Raw genomic sequence first — 8,330 nt, forward strand, 5'->3', positions numbered from 1 at the left:
CAACTCCCATGTATGCATTGATCAAGTGATACATGAGACGTTAAACGTTCTGTCGCCTTTTTCCCTAAATTTTTTGATTATCAGCGATTACAACAGATTTTGCTGACGTTTAGGTGGGGGATTTTGGGGTGGCCACAAGTGGGGGAGTTTGGGTGGCCATCCGGGAAAATGTTCAAAACTATGTTCATAAAAGGTCAATAAAGATAACACCATGTTAAAAAGCCATTGATTACTATGTTTAAAGCATGTTCAAAACAAACAAAAACCCACGTTAAAGAAGGATTTTAGCAATGTTCAAAAAGAATGCTTGATTGTCTAAAAATAAGTTGAAAAAATGTTGAAAATTTTAAAACTATATCACTCTGGAGTCCTGGAAAAGGAAATCCGGGGTGATGTCAGGTTCAAAAAAATAGATTGTATCGGTAGTTTTACAGAAGCTAAAAAAGAAAGTACGGCCCCCTTAAGACATAAAGGCTGCATCATAAATTTGCGCGACTTTGGCAGCCTGCTCACTGAACAGTTCCTCTTCAACTGTGGCAGACCGCTCCTGAAGCGTGAGGCGGTGTATGGCCTTTCGCATGCTCACATAAGTGTTCTGGAGAATGCTGCTCTCCTCACCGGATATCAGGGCATCCACACTCAAGGCCTGGAGCAGGCGGACATTATCCGTCCATTCCACAACATCAGGATAATCACAGGCATGGCGCAGCACAAGATATTGAACAAGAAATTCAATATCCACAATTCCGCCCCGGCCCTGCTTGAGATTAAATAGCCCGGGTTCGTACTTTAACCGCTGCTTGCGCATTCTTTCACGCATCTGACCAACTTCTTTTTTCAAGGTTGCATCATCGCGTTTACGGGTCAGGATGTTTTTGCGTATGGTATCAAAGCGTTTGAACAGTGTCGGATCACCGGCCACGGGGCGGGCCCGGATCAAGGCCTGGTGTTCAAATGTCCAGGCCTGGTCTTTCAGGTAATCCTCATAGGTTTGGATGTGGGTGATGATGGTGCCTGACTCTCCGCCCGGTCGAAGCCGCATATCCGCACCATAAAGGGTTCCTGCCGGGGTATGCATGGTCAGGGCATGGACAATGCGCTGGCCCAGATTGGAATAAAAACGGGTGATGTCCACGGACCGTTCCGCTCCGCTGGTGTATCCGGGTTCAGCATCAAAAATAAAAACCATATCCAGGTCGGATTTATATCCCATTTCAAGGCCGCCGACTTTGCCGTAGGCAACGGCAATAAACCCGCATCCATCAACGCCCTTGCCTTCCATACCCTTGGGATATCCGTATTTTTCGGTGATGATCTGCCAGGATGACGCCACCACCTGACCTAGAATGGTTTCAGCAATCCAGGTCAGATGATCACTGACCTTCATCAACGGGAAATTGCCTGATACATCTGCGGCTGCCACCCTGAGCGTATTGACCTGGCGAAAAATATTGAGCGCTTCCAGCAGGTATTCCGGATCATTTTGTGGAACACGGGCCATAAGACTTTCCATTTCCCGTTCAAGCAGATCCCGTTTGGGCGGCGAATACAGGGTAACCGGATCCATCAGTTCATCTAAAAGTACGGGATGCCGGCTCAAAAACGAAATAATCCATGGGCTTTTGCGGGCAAGAACGATCAGGGTGTCAAGGGCGCCCTGATTTTCAATGAGCAATGACAGGTAACAGGTACGCCGTTCAATGGTTGCCACAAGATCTAGGAGTTTGGCCATCACCTCTTCCGCATCCGGGTGCTCACCGGCTTTTTTAATCAGCCGGGGTACCAGCCGGGCCAATTTTTTGCGCCCGGTCTGGGAAAGCTGACGGGTATTGGGATGCGCTGCCAGGGCTTTAAGAAGCCGCACCACAGATCCTGTATCCTCATAACCGGAAATAGAGAGATCTTCGCTTTGAAACTGGGCATCGGTGATACTGTCCCATATCCGTTCCAATTCCTGGCTGCTGTTGTCTTTGTCCTGATCATCATCTTGTACTAAAAGCCTAGAAAAATGTTTGTGCACAACACCCTGTGTCCTGGACAGTTCAGCATAAAAAGCCTTTTCATCATCATATCCCATGGACAGGGCAAGGATGTGCCGCTGAACCGGATCTTCGGGGATGTTGTGGGTCTGCCGGTCCTGGTATTCCTGGAGCCTGTTTTCCACAAGCCGCAAAAAATGATAGGCCTCTTTGAGTTCTTCACACACTTTTTTATCGATCAGTTTTTTTTCTACCAAGGTGTCCAGAATCTGTAATATGGGTCTGGCCTGGAGCGCCGGTTCCACCCCGCCTCTAATGAGCTGAAAAAGCTGGCCGAAAAATTCAACTTCCCTGATACCGCCGGCCCCGATTTTGATATTGTGTTTCAATCTGGCATTTTTCACCTGCAATGTTATGCGCTGTTTCATATCCCTGAAGGAATCAAAGGAGCCGTAATCCAGATATCTGCGGAAAATAAAGGGCTTAAGGGATTGAATAATTGTGTCGCCCGCCGCAATATCCCCTGCCACCGGACTTGCCTTGATCATGGCATAGCGCTCCCACTCCCGGCCCTGGGATTGGTAATAATATTCAAAAGCATTGGCATCCATGACCAGCGGCCCGCTGTCCCCGAACGGCCGCAGGCGGGTATCCACCCGGTAAAAATGGGTGGCGTTATCCATTGAAAACAACTTGATAAATTCCCGGCATAGTTTTGTGAAGAATTCATCATTGGATATGGATCTGTCCCCATCCGTCTGACCCGGACTGGGGAATACGAAAATAAGATCAATATCCGAAGAAAAATTCAACTCGCCGGCTCCAAGCTTACCCATGCCCAGCACCACAATGTTCTGGGCATTGCCGTCACTGTCCCTTGGTGTTCCCCATTTTTGGATCAAAACCGGGTACAATTGTTCAAAACCAAAGGAGATGCAGGCACAGGCAAGATCGGACAGATCGGCCATGGTTTCGGACAATGGTGCCGCACATGTAAGATCCCGCCAGGCAATGCGAATGATTTCATACACCTTGAATTCAAGCAGCCGGGCTTTGAGCCCTGTACTATCCTGATCCTCCCCAATAAAAGCCGAAAGCTTCTTTTTAATGTCACCCGGCGCATAGGAGGTGTCAAGATCACCGCTTTTACCAAGCCGTTCAAGTATCAAGGGGTTTGCTGCAATATGTTCAGCCGTAAAGGAGCTGAACAGCATCACCTTGGTAAAATCTTGGGGTTTGACAGGCAATTGGCTGATATCCTGGATATCCCCGGCGGAAAAATAATTTTGAATTCGCTGCTGCAAAGCCTTGGAAAGGGTTTGGGAAAGGGCAGGAAAAACACTTGAGATTAACTGTTCTATGGCTTTTGGGGTCATGGTATGTTTCACTCATTCATAATTTTTATAAAAAAGTCTGGATAAGTTACTAAGATCTTTCAAGCTTTATTGTGGACTGAGCCTGGGTGTTAATAAACCAGTTCAGCCCATGGCTGTTATTGGTTTGCAGCAACCCATTGTTCCAAGGGCATGGGTATATTGCATATGAGAGAGGTTTCCTGTTTCCATCTGGTTTTTAGTACCGTCCCTCCCTTCATGACCGAGACCAGGGTGTCGGATGAGACAACGATTACAATAACATTTTCGTGTTCTGCCGTGAACCGCAAAGCCGAATTGAACCTGGCACCCCTGGCCCTGTTTTCACCGGGCACATTCCTGCCTTGCAAAAGACAGGCAAATCCATACAGCTTCACATCAGCCCCTATGTGCAGCGCCCCGTCCACCTTGGACAGGGATTTGGCCAGGTCATAATTATCCTGATTTTTCAGGTCCAGGGGGTGCAGCAGTGAATGACCCATAATAAATACCGGGGGGTCATTCAGGTCAATCACAATGCTGCATCCATGCCGGTGGCCGGCAGCATTGTGAACAATCCCGGTAACGACTTTAAATAAAGCAGTAACCTTTTCAGCATCCATATCAGCGTCCATTAATGCCTCTTCCACCTGAACCAGCTTTTCTTTATGCGTGGTAGATTTAAAGCTGCCGTCGGAAAAAGAGCACACCAACTCATCATTGAGTGCCAGAAAACCGTATCCGCCTCTAAAATCCACTTCAATGGAAAAATCCGGATGATCTTCTCTGGTGATGCCGATAATCGTATTTTCAGTGGCAACCAATTTCAAATCTGAATATTCAACCGACACAAGCAGCTTTCTGATATGCTTGACATTCTCCAGGCACGGTTGCTCTGCCTCTGGAAGCTCTAAAATAAAATTCATTTTGGGGATGGATTCTTTTTCCACAAAAATCAGCTTACCCCTTGGCCATTCTCCTTCTTCCGGCGTTCTTGAAATTTTAAGCACAGCCTCTAAAATCGGGTAAACCCGCATTCTGGTATCCCAGCCGATCCGGACATTCATTTCATCCACAATAAAATCTCTGACCGCATGGGTGGCGTATTCCTTGAGAAAAGAGCCGGAAATACCTGTGTACAATTCTGCTTCATTGGCGATGTCGTGGGAAAATCTGTAAACCGCATGCTCCAGCCACCGCTCGGTTGGACCTATGGTACACATGTCCGGGTGGTGGTCGGTAAACCACATCTGATACACGATGGAGCTTGATCTGCCGCCATAGGATATCAGTCCGGCCAGCCCAAGATTTTTTTCGGGAATCAAATTGCTGAATTTCTTTTTGTCATATTTGATAAAACACTTGGTTCGCCAATCATCTGAATCAATATACAACTCTTTGAATTTGGGCTCGTGCCCGGCCAAAAGATTCTGGGGATCAAAGATATAGATGGGATCGTCGGGTGCGACAGCATAAATCACTGCAGCCCTGCTGGGCCCGGAAAAAAGAGTCAGGCCCTCTCTCAATCCCTCTAAAGTTTCCGTTATACACCTGCGGATAAAGCCTTGGTTTGCCAAACAGGAATTCTCCCTTTAATGCTGTAACCTTATTTATGTATGAATATTTGTTTACTAAAGAACATGGCGTTTCTCAATAGCATTTATCTGAAAGAACTGAACGGACCGATTCGTTTCTTTCATTATTTGTTGTGGCCCAACCTCGGTGAAAGACCAGGTCGGCCATGGCCGTTATTGGCCGTATACCATGGCAGGGCCAAGCCAGTCCGGGTAATTATTTAATGTACACCTGTCAACATTTTTATCTCCTTTCAATACTTTCAATTAATTCACATGCAATACTGCTGCTTTCAAGACGCATGATGGTTTCTTCAGAGTAGCCGAAGCTTAATAGATTGATGCTCCCGTACCAGGTGATCTTGTTGTCGATGATTGCAAATTTCTGGTGAATGTTGGATTTGTAAACCATTTGCACACCGCCGGTTTCTATGGTTGAAAAAAGATCGCTCAGCATGGTTTTTCTATTTTCGTCATAATCATTGGCAGGCCTGGTTATGACCGTTATTTTAACCTGCTTTTTCAACAGGTCATTAAAATGGTCCATCATTTGGCGCATCCTTTGTTTTGTGACAAAGGGACTTATGATCAGTACATGCCTTGAAGCAACGGCAATATCCCGTAAGTACACCGGAAAGAAATCGTCTTTATTAAAAATAAGGTTGATCGGTGCATCGGGAAACTTTGCGGCTTTGGTTTTATAACCGATTGAAGCATATCCTTTCAGCCGTTTTCCATACATTTTTTCAAGCATTTTTACATGAAGATCAATGTAATCGAAAATTTGGACATCCTTTTTCCCTTTAAAATAGCGGTGCAGTCTGCCGGCATATTGATGCAAGGTTCCTTTCCAGGCAATGGGCATGGCTAAAAATAAGGTATCCAGCCGCGCTTCATCAAAGCCTTCACCAATATAACTGCCCGTAGCAACCAGTACAAAGGACTCTGTATCCTTAATTTCATTTATTTCGCCTAGGACCTGGGCTGTTTTTTTATCTCCCATACCGCCTGTCAGACAAATGACATTTGATATTCTGTCTTTCAGCTTTGCCGCAAGGTTTGCCACATGGCTGACCCGCCCCGTTAAAATAAGTGATTTTCTCCCTTTTTCATAGCATTCCACAACATCGTCTATAATGAGTTGATTTCTGATTTCATCTGATACCAAACCGTTTTTTATTTCCTGCAGGGACAATAGTGCTTCGTCTTCACCAGGTGGTATTCTAAAAGATGTGAATCTCGGGATTAAATAATGATCAAAGGGACGCTTTTCAGCCTGCTTTTTTGCATCCACTGAAAAGCGTACAGGTCCGCAGTAAAAAAAAATAATCGGATGGTGGCCATCGGGTCTGGCAGGGGTTGCCGTCAGACCGTAAATATATTTTGCTGTGGCCTTCTTCAATATTTGTTCAAATGTAACTGCAGGAACATGATGGCACTCGTCCACAAGGATCATTCCATAATTTTTTATGACGTCCTTGACATCTCCTTTGGTATTCAAGGATTGCATGACTGCTATATCGACGATGCAACTGAGTCTGTCTTTGCCTGCAGCCATGTGGCCGATGATATTTTGCTCTATTTTGCGGCCTCTTTTTTCAGGCGGTTCAGGAAGGGATTCATTGATGATAAGAAATTGTTCCAGCCGTTCCCGCCACTGGGAAAGAAGTTGCTGCCGGTGAACCAATACCAAGGTATTCACTTTTTTCATGCTGATCAATTTTGCACCGATAACAGTCTTACCAAATGCCGTAGCAGCGGATAACACACCATTGTCATGTACCGACAATGCATCAACGGCAAGTTGCTGTTCATCCCGTAATTCACCTTTGAATTCAACATTTATCACTGTTCCGGGATTGGATTTATCCTCCTGTATCAAGGTAACATTCTTTTCCTTGAGTAAAGATTTGACATCGTTTTCGCAACCACGGGGCAAGGCTATATGGTTTTTATAATCATCTGAGCAGGAAATGACCCGTGGCTTGCCGAAAGTTGACTTCCTCATGGCCTGGGCCTTATAAAATTTTGGATTTTTAAAGGCCGCATACCTTTTAAGGGTATTTAATGCTTTCTGGCTTAATCCTGTTTTTTCAATATACAGCATGCCGGATTTAATCATCTTAACCGTTTTGGGGAAATCCTTGGTGTTCAGGTTAATGGATTGCTGTTTTTGCCACGGTTTTGATTCTGATGTTTCTTCTTTCAACACGCCTAGGTCGTTTCCCCGGGTCAGCCTGTTAATATACGATGTCAGATCTTTTTCGTTCAGCTTTTTAATGCCGGATAAAAACTGCCATTGGTCCGGGTACGGATTGAAATCTTCACTGATAAAAACCGCATTGCCGTTATCCCGGGCCTTTTTCTGGAGCGGCAGAGCGATCAGATTGCCAAAACCGCCATCCGGCATGGTATCTTGATTGGGAAACAGCCTGTCATAGGATTTAAACGAAATTTGATGCCGTTCACCCATGGCGTGGGTCAATAGTGATGTCCCGAATTTTCGGGCAAACGCTGCAGGAATTTTTTGTTCGAAGAAAAACCAGGCATGACATCCATTGCCGGATTGAGACCGCTCTATAGCAACCGGTATTTTAAAATCAAAACAAATTCTCCGGATAACCGCAATGTCTTGTTTCCATCCTTCTTTGTCAAAATCTATAGCCAGGAAATGACAGGTCTCATCAAGATTCATGGGATAAACCCCGATGACATATTCACCTCTGAGATGCTTTTCAACAACAGATTCGTTTAACGTCCCATACGATTGATTGCCACATACTGAACATTTTATCTTGGGCTTATTGCAAATCCCGGGGACCCATTCATTCAGGCAGATCGGACTGTATCCTGTAGCGCCCTTTTTGCTTTGCCATTTTTTTGCATATACATCGCTCCTGCCCTTAAACAGGGACATAAACAGATCAATTTTTTCATGTCCTTGAGAAAAACGGGTAATTAAACCGGCATATTTTTCTACCGGTACTGCTGCACCGGGCTTTGAATTTATTGTAGGTTTCTTAAGATTTTTGAATACGGTTTCTCGGGATTGGATAGGCTTATTGTGGCAAATAATGTTTTCAGATTTTGAGGCTAATTCCCGGATTTTTGCTTTCAGAGCTTTGTTCTCTTCAACTTGAGAGTCTAAAGTTCTTATCGCAGCGCTGACGCATCAAAATTTATTATCAATGATATCAGGGGGGCGGAGCGACATCTAAAATTATTTTGTCGCAAAATTATAATAGACACTCTGCAGGTCTTTTGATAATGTAACGTGGATGTGTGTGAGTTCACCCACCAATCGAAACGTTACATTTGAGGAGAAAACGCTGTGATAAGCCAGTGTGGTCGGCAGATTAAAAACGCAGAACTTGAACAGATTCGCGAGACGGTAAAGACATTTTCGAATTTAAGTCAGAAGGAAC

General features: G+C 45.1%; 3 protein-coding genes. All 3 read right to left on the reverse strand.

Annotated elements, in window-relative coordinates; genetic code table 11:
• Positions 1-460: 460 nt before the first annotated feature.
• The 3 genes from glnE to B147_RS0103210 all read right to left on the reverse strand — a co-directional run bounded on the left by glnE (position 461) and on the right by B147_RS0103210 (position 8,062).
• Positions 461-3,355, reverse strand: coding sequence for a bifunctional [glutamate--ammonia ligase]-adenylyl-L-tyrosine phosphorylase/[glutamate--ammonia-ligase] adenylyltransferase (glnE, locus tag B147_RS0103200; protein ID WP_020585808.1), 2,895 nt, complete (start codon positions 3,353-3,355; stop codon positions 461-463).
• A 116-nt stretch (positions 3,356-3,471) separates the two neighbouring features.
• Entirely contained in the window at positions 3,472-4,908 is a 1,437-nt protein-coding gene (locus B147_RS0103205; RefSeq protein WP_020585809.1) for a DNA integrity scanning protein DisA nucleotide-binding domain protein, read from the reverse strand.
• Positions 4,909-5,149: 241 nt separating this feature from the next.
• The gene (locus B147_RS0103210; protein ID WP_033396803.1) at positions 5,150-8,062 is read right to left on the reverse strand and encodes a TOTE conflict system archaeo-eukaryotic primase domain-containing protein; all 2,913 of its coding nucleotides are present in this window, start codon (positions 8,060-8,062) and stop codon (positions 5,150-5,152) included.
• Positions 8,063-8,330 lie beyond the last annotated feature (268 nt).

The organism is Desulfobacter curvatus DSM 3379 (genome assembly GCF_000373985.1).
Lineage (GTDB): Bacteria > Desulfobacterota > Desulfobacteria > Desulfobacterales > Desulfobacteraceae > Desulfobacter > Desulfobacter curvatus.

What these genes read in the sequence shown, in the direction of transcription:
- glnE (WP_020585808.1), bottom strand. Translation starts at nt 3,355, where the DNA reads ATGACCCCAAAAGCCATAGAACAGTTAATCTCAAGTGTTTTTCCTGCC.